18 protein-coding genes are annotated in these 21,067 nt (G+C 62.9%); 3 read left to right on the top strand and 15 right to left on the bottom strand.

The window, feature by feature from the left end; genetic code table 11:
• Positions 1–37: 37 nt before the first annotated feature.
• The 12 genes from EV664_RS00190 to EV664_RS00135 form a co-directional block, all read right to left on the bottom strand.
• Positions 38–1,834, bottom strand: a complete 1,797-nt coding sequence (locus EV664_RS00190) for a methyl-accepting chemotaxis domain-containing protein (RefSeq protein ID WP_133493696.1) — start codon at positions 1,832–1,834, stop codon at positions 38–40.
• A complete protein-coding gene (locus tag EV664_RS00185; RefSeq protein WP_133494175.1) occupies positions 1,831–2,952 on the bottom strand; it encodes a protein-glutamate methylesterase/protein-glutamine glutaminase in 1,122 nt (373 codons plus the stop codon). The genes EV664_RS00190 and EV664_RS00185 overlap by 4 nt, the downstream gene beginning before the upstream one ends.
• Positions 2,953–2,963: 11 nt before the next feature.
• Positions 2,964–3,857, bottom strand: coding sequence for a CheR family methyltransferase (locus EV664_RS00180; protein WP_133493695.1), 894 nt, complete (start codon positions 3,855–3,857; stop codon positions 2,964–2,966).
• A 19-nt stretch (positions 3,858–3,876) separates the two neighbouring features.
• Positions 3,877–4,362 (bottom strand): chemotaxis protein CheW, encoded by a 486-nt coding sequence (locus EV664_RS00175; RefSeq protein ID WP_133493694.1) that lies wholly within the window; start codon positions 4,360–4,362, stop codon positions 3,877–3,879.
• Between the two features lie 14 nt (positions 4,363–4,376).
• Positions 4,377–6,071, bottom strand: coding sequence for a methyl-accepting chemotaxis protein (locus EV664_RS00170; RefSeq protein WP_133493693.1), 1,695 nt, complete (start codon positions 6,069–6,071; stop codon positions 4,377–4,379).
• A 22-nt stretch (positions 6,072–6,093) separates the two neighbouring features.
• Complete coding sequence (locus EV664_RS00165; protein ID WP_133493692.1) at positions 6,094–6,597, bottom strand: chemotaxis protein CheW; 504 nt, start codon at positions 6,595–6,597, stop codon at positions 6,094–6,096.
• A complete protein-coding gene (locus EV664_RS00160; protein ID WP_133493691.1) occupies positions 6,594–8,603 on the bottom strand; it encodes a chemotaxis protein CheA in 2,010 nt (669 codons plus the stop codon). Before EV664_RS00160 ends, EV664_RS00165 begins: the two co-directional genes overlap by 4 nt.
• Entirely contained in the window at positions 8,600–8,968 is a 369-nt protein-coding gene (locus tag EV664_RS00155; protein ID WP_133493690.1) for a response regulator, read from the bottom strand. The genes EV664_RS00160 and EV664_RS00155 overlap by 4 nt, the downstream gene beginning before the upstream one ends.
• Positions 8,965–9,306: an STAS domain-containing protein gene (locus EV664_RS00150; protein WP_211338431.1), complete on the bottom strand. Its 342-nt coding sequence runs from the start codon at positions 9,304–9,306 to the stop codon at positions 8,965–8,967. The genes EV664_RS00155 and EV664_RS00150 overlap by 4 nt, the downstream gene beginning before the upstream one ends.
• 359 nt (positions 9,307–9,665) lie before the next feature.
• Positions 9,666–10,478, bottom strand: coding sequence for a ferredoxin--NADP reductase (locus tag EV664_RS00145; protein ID WP_229668065.1), 813 nt, complete (start codon positions 10,476–10,478; stop codon positions 9,666–9,668).
• Between the two features lie 2 nt (positions 10,479–10,480).
• The gene (locus EV664_RS00140) at positions 10,481–10,888 is read right to left on the bottom strand and encodes a hypothetical protein (RefSeq protein WP_133493687.1); all 408 of its coding nucleotides are present in this window, start codon (positions 10,886–10,888) and stop codon (positions 10,481–10,483) included.
• A gap of 28 nt (positions 10,889–10,916) precedes the next feature.
• A complete protein-coding gene (locus EV664_RS00135; protein WP_133493686.1) occupies positions 10,917–11,345 on the bottom strand; it encodes a hypothetical protein in 429 nt (142 codons plus the stop codon).
• A gap of 201 nt (positions 11,346–11,546) precedes the next feature.
• On the opposite strand from EV664_RS00135, the gene EV664_RS00130 reads away from it, so the two are divergent.
• Both EV664_RS00130 and EV664_RS00125 read left to right on the top strand, forming a co-directional pair.
• The gene (locus EV664_RS00130) at positions 11,547–12,767 is read left to right on the top strand and encodes a GTP-binding protein (RefSeq protein ID WP_133493685.1); all 1,221 of its coding nucleotides are present in this window, start codon (positions 11,547–11,549) and stop codon (positions 12,765–12,767) included.
• Complete coding sequence (locus EV664_RS00125) at positions 12,764–13,360, top strand: DUF1826 domain-containing protein (protein WP_162848740.1); 597 nt, start codon at positions 12,764–12,766, stop codon at positions 13,358–13,360. The genes EV664_RS00130 and EV664_RS00125 overlap by 4 nt, the downstream gene beginning before the upstream one ends.
• 47 nt (positions 13,361–13,407) lie before the next feature.
• On the opposite strand, the gene EV664_RS00120 is transcribed toward EV664_RS00125, so the two are convergent.
• On the bottom strand, positions 13,408–15,495 hold the full coding sequence (locus tag EV664_RS00120) for a S46 family peptidase (RefSeq protein WP_211338430.1): 2,088 nt from the start codon (positions 15,493–15,495) through the stop codon (positions 13,408–13,410).
• Between the two features lie 212 nt (positions 15,496–15,707).
• Here EV664_RS00120 and treF point away from each other — a divergent pair, with 212 nt between their 5' ends.
• On the top strand, positions 15,708–17,294 hold the full coding sequence (treF, locus tag EV664_RS00115; protein WP_133493683.1) for an alpha,alpha-trehalase TreF: 1,587 nt from the start codon (positions 15,708–15,710) through the stop codon (positions 17,292–17,294).
• Between the two features lie 333 nt (positions 17,295–17,627).
• On the opposite strand, the gene EV664_RS00110 is transcribed toward treF, so the two are convergent.
• Both EV664_RS00110 and EV664_RS00105 read right to left on the bottom strand, forming a co-directional pair.
• Positions 17,628–20,015 carry a TonB-dependent receptor gene (locus EV664_RS00110; protein WP_133493682.1) on the bottom strand — a complete coding sequence of 796 codons (2,388 nt, stop codon included), beginning with the start codon at positions 20,013–20,015 and terminating at the stop codon, positions 17,628–17,630.
• Positions 20,016–20,379: 364 nt separating this feature from the next.
• Positions 20,380–21,036 (bottom strand): GntR family transcriptional regulator, encoded by a 657-nt coding sequence (locus EV664_RS00105; RefSeq protein ID WP_133493681.1) that lies wholly within the window; start codon positions 21,034–21,036, stop codon positions 20,380–20,382.
• Between the last annotated feature and the right edge of the window lie 31 nt (positions 21,037–21,067).

Below are 21,067 nucleotides of genomic sequence, written 5' to 3'. Positions count from 1 at the left end.
GGGCAGGCGCCAGCCCCGCCTCTCCTCCTCCGTCAGCTCAGAATAGCGCGGAGAGAAAATCGTCGTCGCTGTCGTCGGCCGCCACAGCGGGTTCATTACCTTCGCTATCGGTGCCGCTCGTCCCGCCGCCGATCATCTCATCATGAATGCGCCGTTCGCTGTCCATCGTGTAGGCGCGACGAAGATCGGCGAACAGGATGTGGTCGATTTCCGCATCCGCCTCAGGCGCGGCGCCCTGCCCGGCTTCCAGTTCGTGCAGTACCTGATTCCACGCCGCCTCGGCTTCATCCAGCGTCTGAGCGGCATCGGCGGCTTTACGCAAAATATCGAGCGCACCCGGCCCGCGCTCGCTCAGCGTGCGGGCATGGCCGCGCATTTCCTCGCTCGCCGCTTCGATCCGGGTGATGGCGTCCTCGGTCGCGCCGTCGAGTTCGCTCAGCTTTTCGCTGCGCGCCTTCGCACCCGCGATACCGACCGCTGCCTCGGCACCTTTGCCCAGATTGGCGCGCACCAGTTCGGACGCCTGTTCGGTGCGGATGGCCAGTTCGCGCAATTGCTGAGTAATCACCATCATCGCGCGCCCTTCCTCGCCCAGCCGGTTGCACTGCGCCGCCATGTTGAAGCTCAGCACGCGGATCTGGCGTTCGATCCGGTCGATCGTGCGCAACTGCGCCACCATATTCTCGATTCCCTCGGCCACCGCTGCCGACATGCGGTCGGCCTCCCCGCGAACCGCGCGGAAATCGCTGAACAGGCGGCGGACCTTGCGAAGATCTTCGAGCATCGCGGTCAGCGTGTCGCTGCTGGTATCGGTGAGCGCGCGCGCCTGCCGGTCGCCATCGGCGAGCACCTGTTCGGTATCGGCGGCAAGCTCAGGAAGCGAGCGGGCGATAAAGCCGGTACGCTCGCCGAATTCCTCGATCGCGCTGCGCAATTGCGCCTGTTGCAGGCTGCGCAGCCGGGCAGCGGTCGCCGCGCGCCGGGCGTCGGTGTCGTCGCCGGTATCCCCCGCTGCGTCGCCGGTCTCCGCCTGCGGTTGCAGCTGCTCGGAAAGCCGCTCCAGTCCCTGCTGGACATGCTCGATCCGCTGGCGCGTAATATCGCCGATCTGCATCGCCGACACGACATCGGCAACGCGCGCCGCAATCCGCCGCGTCGCCGCCGCATTGTCCGAATACTGTTCTCCGCCGGACCGGCGATGGCGCAGGATCGCCTCGACATGGCCGTCCAGCCGTTCGCGAACATGCGTCAGCGTATCGGCATGCGTCCGGGCAAAGCGATCGCCCGCCGCCGCTGCGCCCGTCAACTGGCTCAGCAACGCCAGACGCAGATGTTCGAAGCCCGCAATCCCGTTCAGCGCGCCATGCGCCAGCGAGACCATGTCGCCAGTAAAGGCGCTCAGTTCGCCGTTCGTGCCGGACAATTCCGCCGCCAATATCCCCGCATTGGCCGAAATGATTTCGAGCAGCAGCATGACCCTGCGCAATTCGACCAGCGGTTCGCCCATACGCGCGGCAAGATCGCGCAACTCCACGATCGCGGTATCCTCGCTGCCGTCGCTTTCCCCGAAATGCGCCAGTTCGCGCGATATCGAGGCGAGGCTGGCTTCAGCGCTCGCGAAATCCGCACTGTCCAGTGCGCCCGGCAGTCCTTCATGCGCGGCCGACACTTCGTTCAGGCGCATCGCGCATTCGGTCAGGCGGTCACCCGTGCCCGAAAAACGCGATTCAATCGTCGCGCAGCTCTGCGCAAGCTGCGTTGCGAGGCCAAGCGCAATCGAAGCCGCAGGGTCGAGCGGCGCCGCATCCGGCTGCGAAATCGGTTCGTTCTTCATTGCGTTTCCAGACTTGATCGAGCAGCGAAATCCATAACTTCCCGGGCGATACGATGAAGCGCTGTCACCCGGGCCGCCCCGCCCAGATCGATCGCCGCCTTGGGCATGCCGAAAACCACACAGGAGGCTTCGTCCTGCGCGATGGTCAACGCACCCGCATTGCGCATCTCCAGCAGGCCGTGCGCGCCGTCATCGCCCATGCCGGTCATCAATATGCCCAGGGCGGATGCGCCCGCCGTCTGCGCAGCCGAGCGAAACAGTACATCGACCGAGGGGCGATGGCGCGAAACGCGCGGCCCTTCCTTGATCCGCACGCGATAGCCCGAGCCGAGCCGTTCGAGCAGCAGATGGCGGTCGCCCGGCGCGATCAGCACCTGCCCCGGCACGACCGCGTCGCCATCCGCCGCTTCCTTGATATGCGGGGCGCAGATGCCGTTCAGCCGGCCGGCAAAGGCAGCGGTGAATTTCTCCGGCATATGCTGCACGATCACCGTTGCCGGACACTGGGCGGGAAGCGCCATCAGCACTTCGCGCAGCGCTTCGGTACCGCCGGTGGATGCGCCGATACAGACCAGCGGTCCCGATGCGCCTCGTCGCGCAGTCGCACGCATCGCGGGCGGCAACATGACATCAGCGCTCAGCTTCGCCTCCACCTTCACCGGTCTTGCGGCAGCGCGGGCGCGCGCGGGCCTTGCATGCGCGGCGGCGCGCGCCACGTCGCAAATCCGCAGGGTCGCCTCGTGCAATGCGTGCGCGGTGTCGACGCGGGGCTTGGTAATGACATCGACGGCGCCTGCCTCCAATGCCGCGACCATCGCGCTCGATCCGTCCTCGGTCAGCGTCGAACAAATCACCACCGGAATCGGCCGCTGCGCCATCAGCTTGCGCAAGAAGGTCAGCCCGTCCATCCGCGGCATCTCGATATCGAGAATAATTGCATCGGGCACCTCGTCGCGAATGCGCTGCGCGGCGACATAGGGATCGGCCGCGACGCCCATCACTTCCAGCGCAGGATCGCTTTCGATGATGGAGCTCAGGGCCTGACGCACCGCTGCGGAGTCATCGACGATCAGAATGCGTTTCTTTCGTCCCCGCACCGGCGGGAAATCCGGAGTCATGCTGTTCACTGTTACGCGCCCCCTTTACGAAAAACGGCATTGCTTACCTGGGGCAGGCCTGCGCGCGTGCCGATCATCGATTCCGAATGACCGAGCATCAGGTGACCTCCGGGCCGCAAATGCGACCATAAACGCCGGACCACCGCATCCTGAACATCCGCTTCGAAATAGATGAGCGCATTGCGCATCAGGATGACATCGACGTCGTGATCATAGGGATAGACATCGTCCATCAGGTTCATCGCCTGAAAATTGCACTGCCGACGCAGTTCGGGAACGATGCGGGCACGGCCCGAAGCGCCCTTGCCCTGTTCGACCATCACATAACGTTTGCGCCGTTCGTCCGATACCGGATCGAGCATCGCCTGCGGATAGATGGCAAGCCGCGCCTGATCGATCATCGCGCTGGAGATATCGGTCCCCAAAATGGCATAGCGCAGCCCGCCGTGATTGCGGGCAAGATCGGCCATCACCATGGCGGTGGTATAGGCTTCGGCACCGTTCGAGCTTGCCGCGCTCCACAATTTGATCGTTCGACCGGAGCTTCCCCGTACTGCCGCCTTTCCCATCAGAGTCGGCACGATCACCTCTTCGAGATACGTGAAATGGCCGGGTTCGCGGAAAAAGTCGGTCTTGTTGGTCGTGACGACATCGACGAGGTGCTGAAATTCCTGATCGAGCCCGCCGGAATCGAACAGATGGCTGCAATAATCGGATACCGTGGCGAAACCGCACAACGACGCACGCCGCCGCAACCTACCCTCCACCATGACTCGCTTGGCGGCGGGCAGTTTGATGCCGGTATGGTCGCTGACCAATGCGGCGACGCGCGAAAAATCGGCTGCGCTGAGTTCGGATTCGAACGAAGCGCCGTGGGGCCGGGCTCTGGCAAGGGCGGTGGACATAGGTGTCGCCTTGGCGGGATCAGGCGGCGAGGCTCTGGCCGTCGCCGATCGCCCCGATCTGCTGAGTGGAAAAGAGCCGGTCGATGTCGAGCAGCTTCACGAACGCGCCGTTGCGCCGGCCAAGGCCGAGCACGCATTTCGTCTTGCCTGCCGGTCCGACCGAAGGCGGCGGATCGATGGCACCGTCATCGTCGAGCACAGTGACTTCAAAGACCCGGTCAGTCTTCAACCCCACCACCATTTCGCCCATATCTTCGGCAACCATGGTGAGGACGACGATGCGGGTCGCGTCATTGTCCTCGCCATTTTCGAACCCGAGTTGCACCCTGAGGTCAAACACCGGCACGCTCTGGTTGCGCACATCGATCAGGCCCAGAAAGCCTGCCGGCGCGTGGGGCATGCGGGAAACCTGGCGATTTTCCAGAATTTCCCGCACCCGCTCGACGGGGAGGGCGAAACATTCGCCCGCCACGCCCATCGTTACATATTGTGCCGAGTCGGCCATATGCGCTTCCTCTGTCAGGCCGCGTCGCGGTTCCGGCTGAACTGAAGGTCGGTTTCGTCCCCCATATCACCCATATCGAGGTCGAAGCCGCCGCCATTCGGTCGCATGGTGGACGCTGCCGATTTCAGCCGTGCGTGCATCGCACCGACCGGATTGCGGGCAGCGCTACCCGATGCGGCCCGCGCGGGCGCACGGTTCGGGCTATCGCCGCCTGCGACCCGGAAATAAGCGATCGCACTATTGAGCTGATCGGCCTGGCTCGACAGTTCCTCGGCGGTCGAGGACATTTCCTCCGATGCGGAGGTGTTCTGCTGAGTCACCTTGTCCAGCTGCTGGATCGCCTGATTGATCTGAGCGGCACCGACATTCTGTTCGTTGCTCGCACCGGCAATCTCAGCGACCAGTTCCGCGGTCTTGCGGATGTCCGGCACCAGCTTGGAGAGCATTTCGCCCGCGCTCTGCGCCGCCTTCACCGTATTGCCCGACAGGCCGGAGATTTCCTGCGCCGCTGCCTGACTGCGCTCGGCAAGCTTGCGCACTTCGGCTGCCACCACCGCGAAGCCGCGGCCATGTTCACCGGCGCGTGCCGCCTCTACCGCTGCGTTGAGCGCCAGAAGATCGGTCTGACGTGCGATTTCCTGCACGATCATGATCTTGTCAGCGATCGTTTCCATCGCGGCGACGGCTTCGGCCACCGCCTTGCCCGACACTTCCGCATTGGCGGCGGACTGGCGTGCGATTTCCTCGGTCTGGGCCGCATTGTCAGCGCTCTGCTTGATATTCGCCGCCATCTCTTCGATCGAGCTCGACGCTTCCTCAGTGGATGCGGCCTGTTCGGTCGCGCCCTGCGAGAGCTGTTCGGCACCGGCGGCCATCTGTTCGCTGCCCGATGCGACATTGCGTGCTGCACCGGACACTTCACCGATCACGTCGCGCAGCTTCGCCACCATGTCGCGCGTTCCGGCGAGCAGGCTATGGCGATCGTTCGACTTCGTTTCGACGTCGACGGTCAGATTGCCAGCTGCGATTTCGCGCATCACATCGCGGGCATAGTCAGGTTCGCCGCCGATCTGCTTCATAACGCTGCGGGTCACGAGGATTGCCGCGCCGATGCCGACCAGCATAGCGGCGATCATCATGCCGATGAACAGCAAGCGGGCACTGGTATAGGTTTGGTCGCCCTCTTTGCTGGCAGTGTCTCCGCCCGACACATTCATGTCGACGAGTTTGATCAGATCCGCCTGGGCGCTGTCGAACAACTGAGTCATCTGACCCAGCTTTTCGGTAGCCGCCTCATTCTGGTTCGAGCGCGAAATGGCGAGAAGCTGCTCGTGATCCTGCAGATAGCGCGCCCATTTTTCCTTGAACTGGTTGAAAATGCCCCGCTCTTCTTCCGAAGAGATCAGCTTTTCGTATTTTTCCATGCCAGCATTGATCTTGGCGAAAATCGGGACCATCTGCTCCTCCGCCTGACGCATGCCGTCCGGCGTAGTTTGCATCACATGGCGATATTCCTTCACCCGAACGTTCGACGTCTCGGTATTCAGCCTATGGATCGCATCGATGCTCGGCATCCAGTTGCTCGCGATCTCCGTCGACTTATCGTTGATCGCGCCCATTTTCATGATGCCGACCGTGCCGAGTATGGCGGTCAGCAACAGGATGGCGGAGAATGCCGCCGCCAGTTTCAGCTTGAGGGTCATCTTCATGGCTCTACCTTTTCCTAAAGGTTCAGTTGGTTTCGCGGTTCAGCGAGTTGAGGTGATCGGCAAAAATCTGGCCGATATTCGGGAGGATTACGAAGTCTCCGGCATAGCGGCCGATCCCGAGCAGGAATTCGGGGTGCCAGCGCATACCGACCTGCGGCGCATCCTCGATCGCGACATCTTCCAGGTCGCAAACGTCGAGGACCTTGTCCGCCACGATGCCGAGGATGTTCTCCTCACCGTCGAGCAAAGTCTCGATCACGATGATGCGCGTGTCGGCATCGGGTTCGGGCCGGTCCATCGCAAAGGTCACGCGCAGATCGGCGAGCGGCACGACGCGGCCGCGCACATTGATCAGCCCGTTGGCGAAGGCCGGAGCATTGGGCACCCGCGTGATCGCAGGCATGTCGAGGATTTCGCGCACCGTATCCGCGTCGATCGCGAAAATTTCGCCCTGAAGCGCAAAGGTGAGCGCGGGACGGCTTGCGCCGCGCAATACAGCCTCGGTTTCGAGAAGCGTCTCGGTCATGCTGCAATCCCCAGATTTCGCCCCGATACGCGGCGTTGCTGTTGTTCGGCGGAGCTCACCAGCTGCGCCACGTCGAGGATCAGCGCGACCTCGCCGTCGCCCAGGATCGTCGCGCCCGAAAAGGTGCCAATCCCGGCATGAAGCCGCGACAGCGACTTGATGACGGTCTGCGCATTTCCGATGATCTGATCGACGACCAGCCCGACGCGAAGATCGCCCGAACCGACGATCACCACCTTCTGGTGCAGATCGGGCGGCGCATCGGTGCCGAACATCTCGCGCAGGCGCAGATAGGGAACCAGCGTGCCGCGCACGTCGAGGAAGTTGCGCCCGCTCGTCCCCGCCACTTCCGATGCAGGCAGTTCGAGGCATTCCTCCACCGCCGATAGCGGGATGGCGTAGCGCCCGTCGCCGACACGCACGAGCATCCCTTCGACGATCGCCAGGGTGAGCGGCAGGCGCAGCGTCGCCTTCGTCCCCTCGCCAGCCTTGCTGGTCAGCTCGATCGTGCCGCGCAATCCTTCGATCGCGCGCTTCACGACATCCATGCCGACCCCGCGCCCCGAAATTGAGGTGATTTCCTGCGCGGTCGAAAAGCCGGGGTGGAAGATATACTGAAACAGTTCATGGTCGGACAGCCGCGCCTCGGGCGTAATGAGCCCCGCCTCTTCCGCCTTGGCGCGGATGCGCTGCGCGTTGAGCCCGGCGCCGTCGTCCGACACCGAAATCGCGACTTCCGCGCCCGAATGTACCGCGGTCAGCCGGACCGTACCGCATGTCGATTTGCCGTCGGCCAGCCGTTTGTCGGGCTTTTCCATGCCGTGGTCGATCGCGTTGCGGATGATATGGACCAGCGGATCGGCAAGCCGTTCGACCATCGTCTTGTCGAGCTCGGTTTCCTCGCCCATCGTGACGAACTGGACTTCCTTGCCCAGATCGTCGGCAAGGTCATGGACCAGCCGTCGGAATCGTCCGAACAGGCTGCCGATCGGCACCATGCGAACGCTCATCGTCGTGTCGCGCAGCGTCGCAGCCAGCCGTTCGATATCCTCGGCAACCGAGCTGAGGCCGACATCCTGACTATGGCCGGCGATCTGCGACAGTCGCGCCTGCGCGATGACGAGCTCGCCGACACAATCCATCAGTTCGTCGAGCCGTTCGGCAGCGACGCGCAGCGATGCGCCCCCGCTTTTCGACGCGGATGCAGCCGCAGCCTTTATAGGCGCGGCTCGTTCGACCGGAACGTCGGCAGGCTCGTCCGCACCGTCACTCCCGGCCTCAGCGCGTTCATCGGCCAGCGGATCGATCGACAGCTCCATTGCGTCGCGCAGGAACAGGAACACATCTTCGATTGCTTCGCGCGGCACATCGGCACGCAGCGTCACGTCCCAGCCCAGATAGATGACCAGCGGGTCGAAATCGTCGAGCGGCGGCACCGCCTCGTCATCCGCCACGATCTCGCACGGACCAAGATCGCGAAGCTCTTCGAGCAGCAACAGCGGATTGGTGCCCATTGCCATCGCATCGCCGGGCAGGCGAAAACGAACTCGCCATCCGCTTGCCGAACCGTCTTCCGCTACAGTTTTGGCGGGGCGCGCCATAGCGGCGTCGCCCGGCGGAGGCGCGGCCACGCCATTTTCAGCGACCAGCGCGTGAAGTGCCGCGAGGATCGGCATCCCGGCGGCGGCATGGACGCCGGGTTCGGCGATCAGCAACTGGACATGGTCTTTCGCGTTCAGCGCGATCCGGACCAGCGCATCGCTGATCGGGGCCAGCCCCTTGCGAACGCGATCGAATGCGGTTTCGAAATCATGGACGAAGGCCGCCACTTCATCGAAACCGGACATGCTGCCCGATCCTTTGAGCGTGTGAAGCGCGCGAAACGCGGTATCGACCAGCTCGCGATCGCCATGATCTTCCGACAGATCGAGCAGCGCCTGCTCGAGCGCCTCAAGAAGGTCGCGCGCCTCCTGCCGAAAGGTTTCGGCGGGGTCAGGCCGGCTCATGCGCCGACGACCTTTCGCATAATCGCGAGCATCTGATCCTGCTTGAACGGCTTCACCAGCCAGCCGGTGGCACCGGCGGCGCGTGCCTCGGTCTTCAGTGCGTCATCGGATTCGGTTGTCAGAAAGATGATCGGTATGCCCGCGCTCGACGGATGCGCGCGATATTTACGAATGAAATCGAGCCCGTTCATGACGGGCATGTTCAGGTCGGTGATGACCGCATTGACGCGGTTGGTGGTCGCCTTCTCATATCCCTCGGCACCGTCTCCTGCCTCGATCACCGAATAGCCTGCGGTGGAAAGCGTCAGTGCGACCAGCTGACGGACCGACGGGGAATCGTCGATCGTCAAAATCGTTTTGCTCATGCCGGAGTTGCCCCTTCTTCAATATAGCCCGCCCACAGCTGCTCTCCGGCGCTGCGAGTTGTTCCCTCGGCCGTCAGAAGGCCGATGCCGATCAGTGTTTTTTGAAGCGCGCCGTTATGGTTCGCATGGATGCGAAGCGATTTTCCCGCGCGTTCGACACTTCGACGCAGCGCGACCAGCAGCTGGACCCCTGCGGTGTCGATGTCCTCAACGGGCCGCAGGTCGATTTCGATATCGCCTTCCGACCGGACCAGCGCGCGCAAGGCTTCGGTTGCATCCCGGACCTCGGAGATGGTCAGATTTTCAAGTGATTTCCAACTATTGCCCGCGCAGTTCACAGGAATACCCTCTCATGTTCTGGCAATTCGCCGTACAGAACCACCGATCGGGTTCCGGGAACTATTGTAGAGGATATACGTAATGCACGGTGCTCTGCGGAACTTTTTGTACCGCACTTCGCAAAGCAGCTATTTTATCAGGATTTTTTTCAAATAAATCGGAAATTCTGCGCCGGAGCAGAGGTTTTCAATAGCTATCAGCAGTGCGGTTCATTTACCCTGAAAGCTAACTTACGCAGCAATACCTGAATCGACATTATCTAAATTTTAAATGGTCTGACGGTACACTATACTGTTGGGATAGTGGCTGTGCGCTACAAAGCTGCGGGCCATGGCGTCTCCACCATGGCCGCGCACAATCAATCGACAAAAGCGCGCTCGATCACATAGGTTCCCGGTCGCGAATTGGAGCCTTCCACAAAGCCCAGCTTTTCGAGCATCGCGGAGGTTTCGCGGATCATCGCCATCGAACCGCAAAGCATGATCCGGTCCTGTTCGGGATCGAACCGGCGCGGCCCGTCCAGCGTGTTCGGAAACAATCCGCCATTCTCCACCAGCGTTCCGATCCGCTCGGTCGTGTGAAACGGCTCGCGCGTCACGGTGGGCACATAATAAAACTGCACCGCTGCCTCTTCGTGGATCAGCGGATCGTCGGCCCATAAGGCGGTCTGCTGATCATGATAGGCAAGATCGCTCACCCGCCGCACCGAATGCACCACCACCACCTGTTCGAACCGCGAATAGATTTCGGGATCGCGGGCGATGCTGAGAAACGGCGCCAGTCCGGTTCCGGTGGACAACAGGAACAGCCGCTTGCCGCCCAGCAACGCATCGGCGACCAGCGTACCGGTCGGCTTGCGCCCCAGATACAGCTGATCGCCGGGACGAACCGATTTCAGGCGCGAGGTCAGCGGACCGCCCGGCACCTTGATCGACAGAAAGTCGAGCTCATCGGCCCATGCCGGGCTTGCGATCGAATACGCGCGCAGCAGCGGTTTGCCCCCGTCCTGCGGCAGACCGAGCATCACAAACTCGCCCGAACGAAAGCGAAAGCTGCCCGGCCGTTCGACCGAGAAGGAAAAGAGATGGTCGTTCCAATGACGGACCGTTGTCACCGCGACGGTATGGAACGCGGGACTGTCAGGAATCGTATCAGGCAAAAGGCACTCCATGTTCATGCGGGGTCCTCTATAAGCACGGCGCCGACCGTCTCAACCGCTACGTGAAGCGACGCGACCGCTTCGTCGAAAACAAGCGTCGCGCAAACCTGCCAGAGCCGGTAGCTCTCCCCGCTGCGCCCCAGCGCGAAAAGCGCGAGCAGCCGGGCTTCGTCATCGGTAATCCGGACGCAACAGGGCGGCGCGAAACGGAACCGCATCGTCCCGCTGCGATCCAGTATCGCCATCGCGCCCGCAAAGTCGCGCAGCGCATCCGTGGCGCGGCGCGCGGCGAATCCGGCGATAAGCGTGGCGCACAGACATTTGCCCTGACGCGCGGCTGTCACCCATTGCCGCATGGCCGAGAGCATGAACCGGTCCGCGTCGGCAAGCTCCGGCCATCGCCGGTCGAGATAGGCATACATAAAGAACTGGTCTCCGCTTCGTACAATATCAGCCGTCGAACGGACAGGCAGAAGGGCTCAGCGCCATGTCGATGCAGCGCCGGCCGCACAGCCGGTTGGCGGTCCGCACCGCCCAGGCGAGCGTGCCCGGCAGCCCGTGCGGGAGCGCGGCGCTGCCACAATACGCACCGACATCGCCGACACTGGCGAGCAGCATCAGCATCGCCTGTTCATCACTCGACAACGGCGCATCCTGATCCGTTTCGGCCTCCAGCGGGCGGCCCAGACACGCTTCGGCCAGCTCGAATACGCTGGTCAGCGCGATCATCGCATGGGCGCCGAACTGCCTGCGCTCTGCAAAAGCGAGCATCGAGGGCAGGATTGCAAGGTGCGCACGCCGGTTCGCGCAATAGCATCGTAGCGCCTCCACCACGACATCATCGCTATCGGCGGGCGTGACGGGTTCGAAATAGGCCATGAACGGCTCCTCCTCGGCATTCGGCCAGCCCCTATTACTGCGAACGAATATCATTAGCAAATCATGAATCCGATGCAATTACCGCATACCGGTCGCATTGGACGCGAGACGCCCGCTGGCGCGGTTCATTCGCAACCTTCTGGACGCTCGATCATCGATACGCTACATAATGATATATTGTATCATGCATCAGGGACAGACATGCTTTTTCATGACCGCCTACCCGTTACCGTGCTCTCCGGCTTTCTGGGCGCGGGAAAGACCACACTGCTCAATCACATCCTCTCGAATCGCTCGGGTCGTCGCGTCGCGGTGATCGTCAACGACATGTCGGAAGTGAATATCGACGCCGATCTGGTGCGCGGCGGCGATGCCACGCTTGCCCGGTCGGAGGAAACGCTCGTCGAAATGCCCAATGGCTGCATCTGCTGCACCTTGCGCGACGATCTGTTGCAGGAGGTTCGCGCGCTGGCAGAGGCTGGCCGCTTCGACAGCCTGGTCATTGAAAGCACCGGCATTTCCGAACCGCTGCCCGTCGCCACGACCTTTTCCTTTCGCGACGAAGCGGGGCAGTCGCTGGGCGATGTCGCGCGGCTCGACACCATGGTCACCGTGGTCGACGCGATGAACCTGCTCGCCGATTATTCGAGCGAGGATTTCCTCGTCGATCGCGGCGAAAGCCTGGGCGAAGACGATCAACGCAGTCTGGTCGGGCTGCTGGTCGAACAGATCGAATTTGCCGATGTCGTGGTCGTGAATAAGGCGAGTTCGGTATCGGCGGATCAGCTTGGCGTGGTGAAGAAGCTCGTCGCCTCGCTCAACGCCGATGCGCGCATCCTCACCTGTGACCGTGGCCGGGTACCGCTCGACGCTGTGCTCGACACCGGCCTTTTCGATGAAGAACGCGCAAGCCAGCATCCGCTCTGGGCAAAGGAACTCTACGGCTATGCCAGTCATCAGCCGGAGACGGAGGAATATGGCATTGAAAGCTTCGTCTATCGCGCCCGCCGCCCGTTCGAACCGGAGAAGTTCCGCGCATTTCTGACCGATGGCGGCCTCAACCATGTCGTGCGCGCCAAGGGCCATTTCTGGATCGCCACCCGCCCCGACTGGGTCGGCGAACTCGCGGTGGCAGGCGCGCAGGTGATGACCGCGCGCATGGGCCGCTGGTGGGGATCGGTGCCCAAAAATCACTGGCCTGACGATGACCGGTTCGAACGCTTCGTGGCACAGCATTGGGACAGCGAATGGGGCGACCGGCGGCAGGAACTGGTCTTTATCGGGATCGGCATGGACGAAGCGCATATCCGCGCAAGGCTCGATGCATGCCTCCTGCCCGCGCAGGCTTTCACGCCGCAGCATTGGGCCGATCTTCCCGATCACTTCCCCAGCTGGGAACCGCAGGCGGAGGTGATGGCATGATCGCCGACACGCTTCTCGGCGTTTCGCCCGTCATCGAGGCGGAGGACGCAGCGGCGCTAAACTCGGTGCGCGAAGGCGCGGTCCATCTCGCGGTGTGGCGTCGCCCCCTGCCCGCACCGCTTGCCGGTCTTGCCGATCTCGACTGGCGGGCGATTGACGATGTGGACTCGGCGGTGCAGGTAGCGACGCTTGGAGCTGCGCTGCCGTTGCTGCTCGAAACGGCGGGCTATCCCGATAACCGCGTCGCGCTGGCGGGTGAGATCGTCGCGCTGGCCCGGCGCTTCGCCGACCTGACCGCCGCCGATACGCTGCGCATCCGGCTGGAAGTGATCGAAACCGATGCCTGCCGACGCTTCCACGCCGATTATGTGACGTTCCGCTTGCTGACGCCGCTCGTCGGGCCGGGCACCCAATGGACGCATCGCGGAAGCGAGCAACCCACCGGAACGCTCCGCCCCGGCGATGTCGGGATATTCAAGGGGCGGCTGCTCACCGACGAACCGACGATCCTGCATCGCTCGCCGCCGCTCGGCGACAGCGGCCAGAAACGCCTGCTTCTCGCGATCGATCCGATCAACGAGGCCGATCTTTAACCTTCGAAAGCGCCGGGCGGGACGCTGTGGCCCCGCCCGCGCACTCCTTATGAAGGTTTATGCTTGCCCGTCAGCTCATCGGCGATGGCGTCTGCACCATAGACCTTGCGCAGCGCTTCATTGATCGCGGCCGCCGATACGGCAACGGTACGATTAAGCTTTGCATCATAGCCGTAATTGCCGCCAAGGCTGTGGATATTGCCGTCGAACACCGTCCCGATCGCCTCGCCCTTCGCATTGATCAGCGGCGATCCCGAATTGCCGCCGATAATGTCGTTGGTGGTCGAAATGTCGAAGATGGTCGACAGGTCGAGCTTATCCTTCGCCGCGATCCAGCGCGGGTCGAGCTTGTACGGCTCATGCCCCGTTGCCCGCTCATATAGTCCGGCGAAGTGCGTGAACGGCGGCACCTCGGTCCCGCGATAGGTCCAGCCCGCAATCTTGCCGTAAGACAGACGCAGCGTGAAGGTCGCGTCGGGATAGATGCTGTCGCCCAGCGCAAGGAAACGTGCCTTTGCGATCTTTTCCGATGCCGTGGTCAGCGGGCCCGAAACCTGTTCCTCCCATGCCGAACGCAGCTTGCGCGCTTCGGGGTCGATGCGCAGCGCATATTGGATCATCGGATCGTCCGACGCTTTGATCGCCGCCATCCCGCCATCATACAGCGCTTTGCGGACGGCAGGATCACCCAGCTTCGACGTAGCCAGCCGCGCAGCGAGACTTTCCGGGCTTTCCTTGCCCAGCAACAGCTTCGTCTCGGGCGAATCCGCGGTCAGATATTCGCGTGCCTTGGACAGCCAGAATTCCAGCGTCACTTCCTCCAGGTCGGCATGCACCGGCACTTCGTCGAACAGGCTCTTTTGCAGGCGCGGCAGATCGGCATCGGCATAGCCGGGCAGCCGGTCGGCCGACGGCTTTTCGCGCTCAGCCGCTGCCCGCACCAGTTCGCGGGCATAGCCGAACAGTTCCGAACCCATCGGGCCCCCCTCGACAAAGCGATAGGGCAGGTACATCGCCTTGACCGACGACTGCGCCGTATCGATCGTCTGCCATGGCGTACCAAAATCCTTCGGCAGCTTCGGCCCCAGTGCAGCGACCTTTTGCCGCAGCGCCGTCTGCTCGGCCTGCTTCTTCGCCATGAAGCTTTCATCCTTCAGCGCAAAGAGCCGCCCGAAATAGACCTTGTAGCTGTTCTGCAATCCGAACAGCAGGTCCTGCGCGATCCGCTTATGCTCGGCGCTTTCCTCGCTGAACCGGATCAGGCGGCCGCGCAGTTCGGACAATTGCAGCGCGGTGATCGGCAGGGTCAGGTCGCGCTGCGTTTCCAGCTGCGATACGGTAAGCTGCCGGTCGGTGCCGCCGGGATTGCCCGCGACGAAGACCGGCTCGCCCGCTTTTGGCGGTGCCGGGTTCCAGACCAGATGGTCGGGCGTCGCAACCGGCTTGCCATTTTCGTACAGGCGCACAAAAGCGCTATCGAGATCGTAGCGCGGAAAATTGAAATTGTCCGGATCGCCGCCGAAAAACGCGGTCTGCACGCCGGGCGAAAATACCAGCCGCACGTCCGAATAGCGCCGATATTTGTACAGCTTATACTGGCCGCCATGATAAAGATTGACGACCTGACACCGCCATTTGGGATCGTCACCGCAATTTTCCTCTTCGATCCGGCTCGTCACCGCATTACGCGCCTTGACCAGATCGCTGCCGCTCTTGCCGGCACCGGCGGCGGTCACGCGGTTGGTGACATCACTGATCGACATCAGGATTTCGCCGTTCATGCCGGGGCATTTACGCTCTTCCGACAGGCCGTTCGCGGTATAGCCATGCGTATAATAATCGTCATCGGACGAGGACAGATTCTGCGCGCAGCCCACGACGCAATGATTGTTGGTGAGGACAAGCCCGTAATCGCTGACCGTCGATGCCGAACAACCGACCGACAGGCGAACCGCCGCGCCGCGAACATGGTCGAGCCATGCCTGATTGATATCCGTGCCATATTCGGCATTAACCTTAGCGGCGGGAAAATTGTCGAACGTCCACATGCCTTCATCGGCATGAACGGGGGGAACGGCGAACAGCGCGCTGGCGGCGCCCGATGCCAAAAGGGTGGCGAACCGACTGGGTTTCAACTTCACTTCTCCAGATATGATATGTTGCAACGTATCTGTTCTGCTTACGGACCGTCAATATGCGAACCGACGCCCGTGAATAACGGCCGCGCATCGCGCCATCGATGCGACATCTGCACAGTCCGGCAAGGCTTCGAGGTGCCCGATCTTGACTGTACAGGCGATGCCCGGGATGATCCGGGTCAAAACGAGATCTGTGTCCGGAGGGGAAAATGACGGCGAACCATCATCCTGCCAATCGTCGGGGGCGGTTCCTGCTGGCGTTGGGGCTGGCATTCGCGCTCGCCGCCAATGGCCCGCTTACCCCGGCGGATCTCTATGGCGAACTGTTCGTCCGGGTGCAGGAAGCGCATGTTTTCGACGATGGCAAGGCGTTCGCCGATGCCGTGCCGCACCGTGCGCCGGATGCGATCATGGCCGATTATCGCCGCTCCCCGCCCGGCGATACCGAAGCGCTGCGCCGCTTCGTGCTCGCCAATTTCACCGTGCCGGGGGTCAACGACACGCGTCAGCTGCCGCTTCGCGCGCATATCCGCGCGCTCTGGCCCCAGCTCGTCCGCCAGCCCGAGCCGCAGGTCGCCGGCGGATCAAAGATTCCGCTGCCCGAACCTTATATCGTGCCCGGCGGGCGGTTTCGCGAAATCTATTACTGGGACAGCTATTTCACGATGCTCGGCCTGAAGGTCGATGGCGAGCAGAAGCTGGTCGAATCGATGCTCGACGATTTTGTCAGCCTGATCGACCGGTTCGGCCATATCCCCAACGGCACCCGGACCTATTATATCAGCCGGTCGCAACCGCCCTTTTTCGCGCTGATGCTCGACCTGTCGGATAGCGACGACAGCGCCGTGAAGGCAAAACGGCTCGCGGCGCTGCGCACCGAATATCGTTACTGGATGGCGGGCGCTGCGTGCGCGACGCGGGCGAAACCGTGCGCCAATGTCGTCGTCATGCCCGACGGCAGCCGCCTCAACCGCTATTGGGACGAACGCGACACGCCGCGCGATGAATCCTTTGCCGAGGATCGCGCCACCGCGGCGAAGGTCACGGACCGGCCCGCCGCGCAAACCTATCGCGACCTGCGGGCGGGCGCCGAAAGCGGCTGGGACTTCAGCTCGCGCTGGCTGCGCGACGGGAAAGCGCTGACCACGATCCGCACCACCGATATCGTTCCCGTCGACCTCAACGCGCTGCTCTACGCCATGGAGGAACGCATCGCGCGCGGATGCCGCGACAGCGGCGACAACGCCTGTTTCCGCGACTTCACGCAGGCGGCGGCGAAGCGGCACAAGGCAGTCGACAAATATCTGTGGCAGGCAGGCGAGCGCCGCTATGCCGATTGGGACCGTGTGGCCGCCGCCCCGACGCCCACCCTCTCCGCCGCGACGCTATATCCGCTGTTCGTCGGCATGGCCTCGCCGGCGCAGGCCGGGAAAGTCGCCGCGCTCACGCAAGCGAAGCTGGTCGCGCAGGGCGGGCTGCGCACCACGCTCAACCGTACCGGGCAGCAATGGGACAGCCCCAATGGCTGGGCGCCGCTGCAATGGATCGCGATCGACGGCCTCGCCCGCTACGGCCATCGCGCGCTGGCGCATGACATTGCCGCGCGCTGGATCGACACCGTCGCGCGCACCTATTCCGGGACCGGGAAGATGCTCGAAAAATATGATGTCGAGGAACGGCTGCCCGGCGGCGGCGGCGAATATCCGTTGCAGGACGGGTTCGGCTGGACCAACGGCGTCACCAGTGCGCTGCTCGCGCGCTATCCCGATCTCGATCCGGACGGTGCGGAGAAATAATCCCGGCCTGTGTTGATCGAACCTATGGTGCCAATGTCAGGCTATCCTGAGCGCCGCTCCGCCCGCAACCGCGCAGCACGCCGCTCCGCGGCGCCATAGCGCCATACGGCAAGGGCCCCGGCCTCCGCCGGGGCGACGCATAGGGTCAGCACCGCGATTCACACAATCGTCGCCCGGCGAAGGCCGGGGCCGTCATCGTCTGCCCCCCCTTGCGAGGACCACAGCAACAATCGCGAGCCCCCAAGGGCGCGGCAACCCAGCAGCGTCACGCACACCGCCGGATCGCCTCGTCGCTGCGCCTCTCGCCATAACGACAGGCGCAGCGCCACGGCGTCAGAAGGAATAGGCCGCCGAGAAAGTGAACGACCGCCCGAGGATCGGCCGGGCAAGGATCGCTCCCGTCCCCTGCGATCCGATCACGCGCGGATTGCCCTCGGTCAGCCCGATTTCGTTGGTCAGATTGGTGCCGGTAACCCGAAGGTCGATCCGGTCCATCACCTTCACCGACACGCCCGCGTCAAGCTGATAGAAAGACGGCAGCAGCTGCTGGTTTTCGGGATCGGAGAAGCGGTCGCCATAATATTGCAGCGTGGCATAGATGGTCGGCTTCACGCCGCCGAAATCGGGCTTCAGCGTCGGCATAAGCCGCCATTGCCATTTCGGCTGACGCTGCACCCGGTTGCCGCTCTGATCCACCCCGGCGGAGAAGAAATTCTCATAGGTCGCATCGAGATAGGTCAGCGATCCGTTGAGCGAGAACCAGCTGGTCGGGCGCAGCGCACCCTCGACCTCGACACCGGTCGCCTTTGCGCCCCCGACCTGCGCGACATTGCCGCCCGGCAGGAACTGAACGCTCGAAAGCCCCTCGAACTTGTTATGGAACAGCGTTGCATACAGGTTCACCATATTGGTCGAAACCTTCAGGCCGCCCTCCCAGGTATCGACCGACGCGATATCGGTGACGCCCTCGCGCAGATTGTCGAATTGCGGGAAGCTGTGTCCCTTGCTGTAGCGCCCGAAGAACCCGATTTGCGAGGTCAGATCGTAATTGACGCCCGCCGTATAGGACCATTTGTCTTCGGAATAATCGATCGGCGTCTGGCTGGTACCGCGCTGTGCATCGTTATTATTGTACAGCGTATTGGGATCATTATCGCTGTCGACCGTCACCGGCTGAACGACATAGCCCTCGATCCGGTGCTTTTGCCAGCGTAGCCCGCCGTCGATGCGCAGCTTGTCGGTCACCTGAAACTCATCGACTGCGTAAAATGCGACATCTTCGCCCGTATAGGCGGCATCGATCAGGTAGAACGATCCCTGCATGAAGCCGTCGCGCGTCGCCACGCGCCCATCGGCAAAGGTCAGGTTGATGCGCCGCGCATTATCCTCGGCAGTCAGGATCATGCCGTTACCGAGATTCCACATGTCGTGGGTGAAATAATTGGCGTAATAAAAGCCGCCGGTAAGCGTGTTCCTGCCCGTCTCCAGCTGTAGCGAGGCGTCGTTGACGACGCTGTTGATCTTTTTGTCGACGGTCCAGATGCCCGCCTGAATGACCTGCTGATCGGGCGATACCGCCGCCCCGCCATCGACATAGGTGAGCGACCCGATCACCGATCCGGCGCCGCCCAGCCGCTCGGCATAGGCCTGCGCGCTGGTCGGCGGACCGTCAGGGACCAGCCCGGTGGTGAACGCTCTGCCGCCCAGAAAGCCGATCCGGTCGCGAAAGCTCAAACTATCGCTAAGGCCGAAATTGAAATTGGCGCCGACATTGACGATTTTCGCGCCGCGCCCGCGCGCCAGATCGACTCGCTGCCCCGTATTGAGCGTGGTGTAGCGCACATCCTCGCTCGCCAGCGTGCCGTCATTCGGATCGAACCCGGGAAAGGCCGAAATATCGCTGCCGTCCTGAATGACCGGCACGGGAAGCAGCCATTGACCGCGATCGTTCAGATAGCGGGCATAGAGCAGCACTGAACTGTCCGGACTGAAATCATGGCGGATGTTGGCGGTGATCTGCCCGCCCTTTTCGGAATCGAACTGCGGATCGCGCACACCGGTGCCCTGACGATAGAAACCGCCGACCATGAAGCCCGTGTCCTCGTCCAGCGGGCCGGAAACATAGCCGTCGGCGCGATATTCGCCGTAATTGGTGATGCTGCCCTGCATCTTTCCGGCAAGCGTCCGCCCGCCCTCGCGCTGAACCAGATTGACCGTCAGGCCCGGCTGACCGTTCGAAAACAGCGATCCGGTGCCGCCGCGCACCGCCTCGATCCGCTCGACCGTATTGTCGATCCGGATCAGCTGCGAATTTTCGAGGAAGGACAAGGTCGGCGGCGGAAAGATCGGCACGCCCGACGACTGGAACGTCACGAACTGCGCATCGCCGCCCGAAGGATAACCGCGAACGAAGATATTCGCGCCGTTCTGCCCGCCCGAACTTTCGACCGAAACGCCCGGCACCATTTTCAGGATGTCCGCAGTGCTCGCCGGTGCTGCCTCGGCAATCGCCTGCGCATCGAGCGAAGTCACCGCAAAGGCCGCGTCCTGCCGCCGGGTGCCCGCGCCTGCGGTGCCAACCACGACGATATCCTGCGCGGCATCCTGCGCCTCGGGCGTCGCCATATCGTCATTCGCGCCGGCCGCGTCCTGCGCGAATGCAGGGCTTGCCGACAGTGCGAGCGCGAAAAGGCTCGCTCCCATCCAGACCGGTTTCATCATATCGCCTTCTCCCTCCTGACTGCCGCATCCTCTGTCCCTAAACGCCGGAACGGGTGCGGTTTTGCCGGACCGTTGCGCGGATCACGATGCCGCGCGCGGCCATCTGCAGGGGAGTGGTTCCGTCCATCGGGGCGCAATTTGCGCGTCGAACCGACATCGCTGCCGGTGCGGACCCATCCTGGCCGGCAGCGCATCTTTGGCTTGCCTCGCCGGGTTCTCTCTCCCTGTAACGAAGGAAGTGTGCCGGGACGTGCTTACTGTCAAGATCGCCGCCCGTTGCCCGCGCAATTGAAAAGCCGCGCGCGACAAAAATGCAACGTTGCGATGATGTTGTACCGGCCGGGCCGGCCTTATCCGGCGAGGATCAGCCCTGACGCTCGGCAGCGAGCTGTTCGCGAAGATCGTCGCGTGTTCCCTGAATATGGCCACCCAGCAGTTTCGCGGTCAGATCACCGTCGCGCGCCAGCCATGCATCAAGCAGGCCGCGATGCTCCTGATGCGCCCGGCTTTCACGACCCGCCGGCTGCAGATGCGCGATGACATAGCGTTCGGACAGGATCGCCAGCCGTTCGACCAGCTGGGTGGTGAGCAATCGCCCGCCGGGACGTACCAGCGCTGTGTGGAATCGACGGTTACGCTCGGCGACATCGGCCCCACCCTCCAGCGTCGCGGCGTCGAGTTCCTCGAACAGCCGCTCTACCGTCGCACGATCTTCGTCCTCGGCGGCGAGCGCCCCGGCACTGGCCGCGGTCGGTTCGATGGCAAGGCGAAGTGCGAAAATCTCATCGGCCTCTTCGGCGCTCATCGCGCGCACCGCATAGCCGCGATTGGCATGGCTGGTCAGCAGCCCTTCCTGCTCCAGCCGGGCCAGCGCCTCGCGCAGCGGGATCTTGCTGACCCCCAGTTCAGCGGCGAGCGCATCCTGACGGATCGGCGCATCCTTGCGCAACTGGCCTGAGATGATCCGTTCGCGGATAATTTCGAACACCTGCTCCGAAAGCGTGCGGACAACGATGCTCATCTTCTCGATTCCCCTGCGAAAGCTTTCGCCC

Origin of the sequence: Stakelama pacifica, from assembly GCF_004361835.1 — a bacterium.
Classification (GTDB): domain Bacteria; phylum Pseudomonadota; class Alphaproteobacteria; order Sphingomonadales; family Sphingomonadaceae; genus Sphingomonas; species Sphingomonas pacifica.
Note: the sequence above shows the minus strand (reverse complement) of the source record. Positions and strands in the feature narration are given on the sequence as shown.

What these genes read in the sequence shown, in the direction of transcription:
- EV664_RS00190 (WP_133493696.1), bottom strand. Translation starts at nt 1,834, where the DNA reads ATGAAGAACGAACCGATTTCGCAGCCGGATGCGGCGCCGCTCGACCCT.
- EV664_RS00185 (WP_133494175.1), bottom strand. Translation starts at nt 2,952, where the DNA reads ATGACTCCGGATTTCCCGCCGGTGCGGGGACGAAAGAAACGCATTCTG.
- EV664_RS00180 (WP_133493695.1), bottom strand. Translation starts at nt 3,857, where the DNA reads ATGTCCACCGCCCTTGCCAGAGCCCGGCCCCACGGCGCTTCGTTCGAA.
- EV664_RS00175 (WP_133493694.1), bottom strand. Translation starts at nt 4,362, where the DNA reads ATGGCCGACTCGGCACAATATGTAACGATGGGCGTGGCGGGCGAATGT.
- EV664_RS00170 (WP_133493693.1), bottom strand. Translation starts at nt 6,071, where the DNA reads ATGAAGATGACCCTCAAGCTGAAACTGGCGGCGGCATTCTCCGCCATC.
- EV664_RS00165 (WP_133493692.1), bottom strand. Translation starts at nt 6,597, where the DNA reads ATGACCGAGACGCTTCTCGAAACCGAGGCTGTATTGCGCGGCGCAAGC.
- EV664_RS00160 (WP_133493691.1), bottom strand. Translation starts at nt 8,603, where the DNA reads ATGAGCCGGCCTGACCCCGCCGAAACCTTTCGGCAGGAGGCGCGCGAC.
- EV664_RS00155 (WP_133493690.1), bottom strand. Translation starts at nt 8,968, where the DNA reads ATGAGCAAAACGATTTTGACGATCGACGATTCCCCGTCGGTCCGTCAG.
- EV664_RS00145 (WP_229668065.1), bottom strand. Translation starts at nt 10,478, where the DNA reads ATGGAGTGCCTTTTGCCTGATACGATTCCTGACAGTCCCGCGTTCCAT.
- EV664_RS00140 (WP_133493687.1), bottom strand. Translation starts at nt 10,888, where the DNA reads ATGTATGCCTATCTCGACCGGCGATGGCCGGAGCTTGCCGACGCGGAC.
- EV664_RS00135 (WP_133493686.1), bottom strand. Translation starts at nt 11,345, where the DNA reads ATGGCCTATTTCGAACCCGTCACGCCCGCCGATAGCGATGATGTCGTG.
- EV664_RS00130 (WP_133493685.1), top strand. Translation starts at nt 11,547, where the DNA reads ATGCTTTTTCATGACCGCCTACCCGTTACCGTGCTCTCCGGCTTTCTG.
- EV664_RS00125 (WP_162848740.1), top strand. Translation starts at nt 12,764, where the DNA reads ATGATCGCCGACACGCTTCTCGGCGTTTCGCCCGTCATCGAGGCGGAG.
- treF (WP_133493683.1), top strand. Translation starts at nt 15,708, where the DNA reads ATGACGGCGAACCATCATCCTGCCAATCGTCGGGGGCGGTTCCTGCTG.
- EV664_RS00110 (WP_133493682.1), bottom strand. Translation starts at nt 20,015, where the DNA reads ATGATGAAACCGGTCTGGATGGGAGCGAGCCTTTTCGCGCTCGCACTG.
- EV664_RS00105 (WP_133493681.1), bottom strand. Translation starts at nt 21,036, where the DNA reads ATGAGCATCGTTGTCCGCACGCTTTCGGAGCAGGTGTTCGAAATTATC.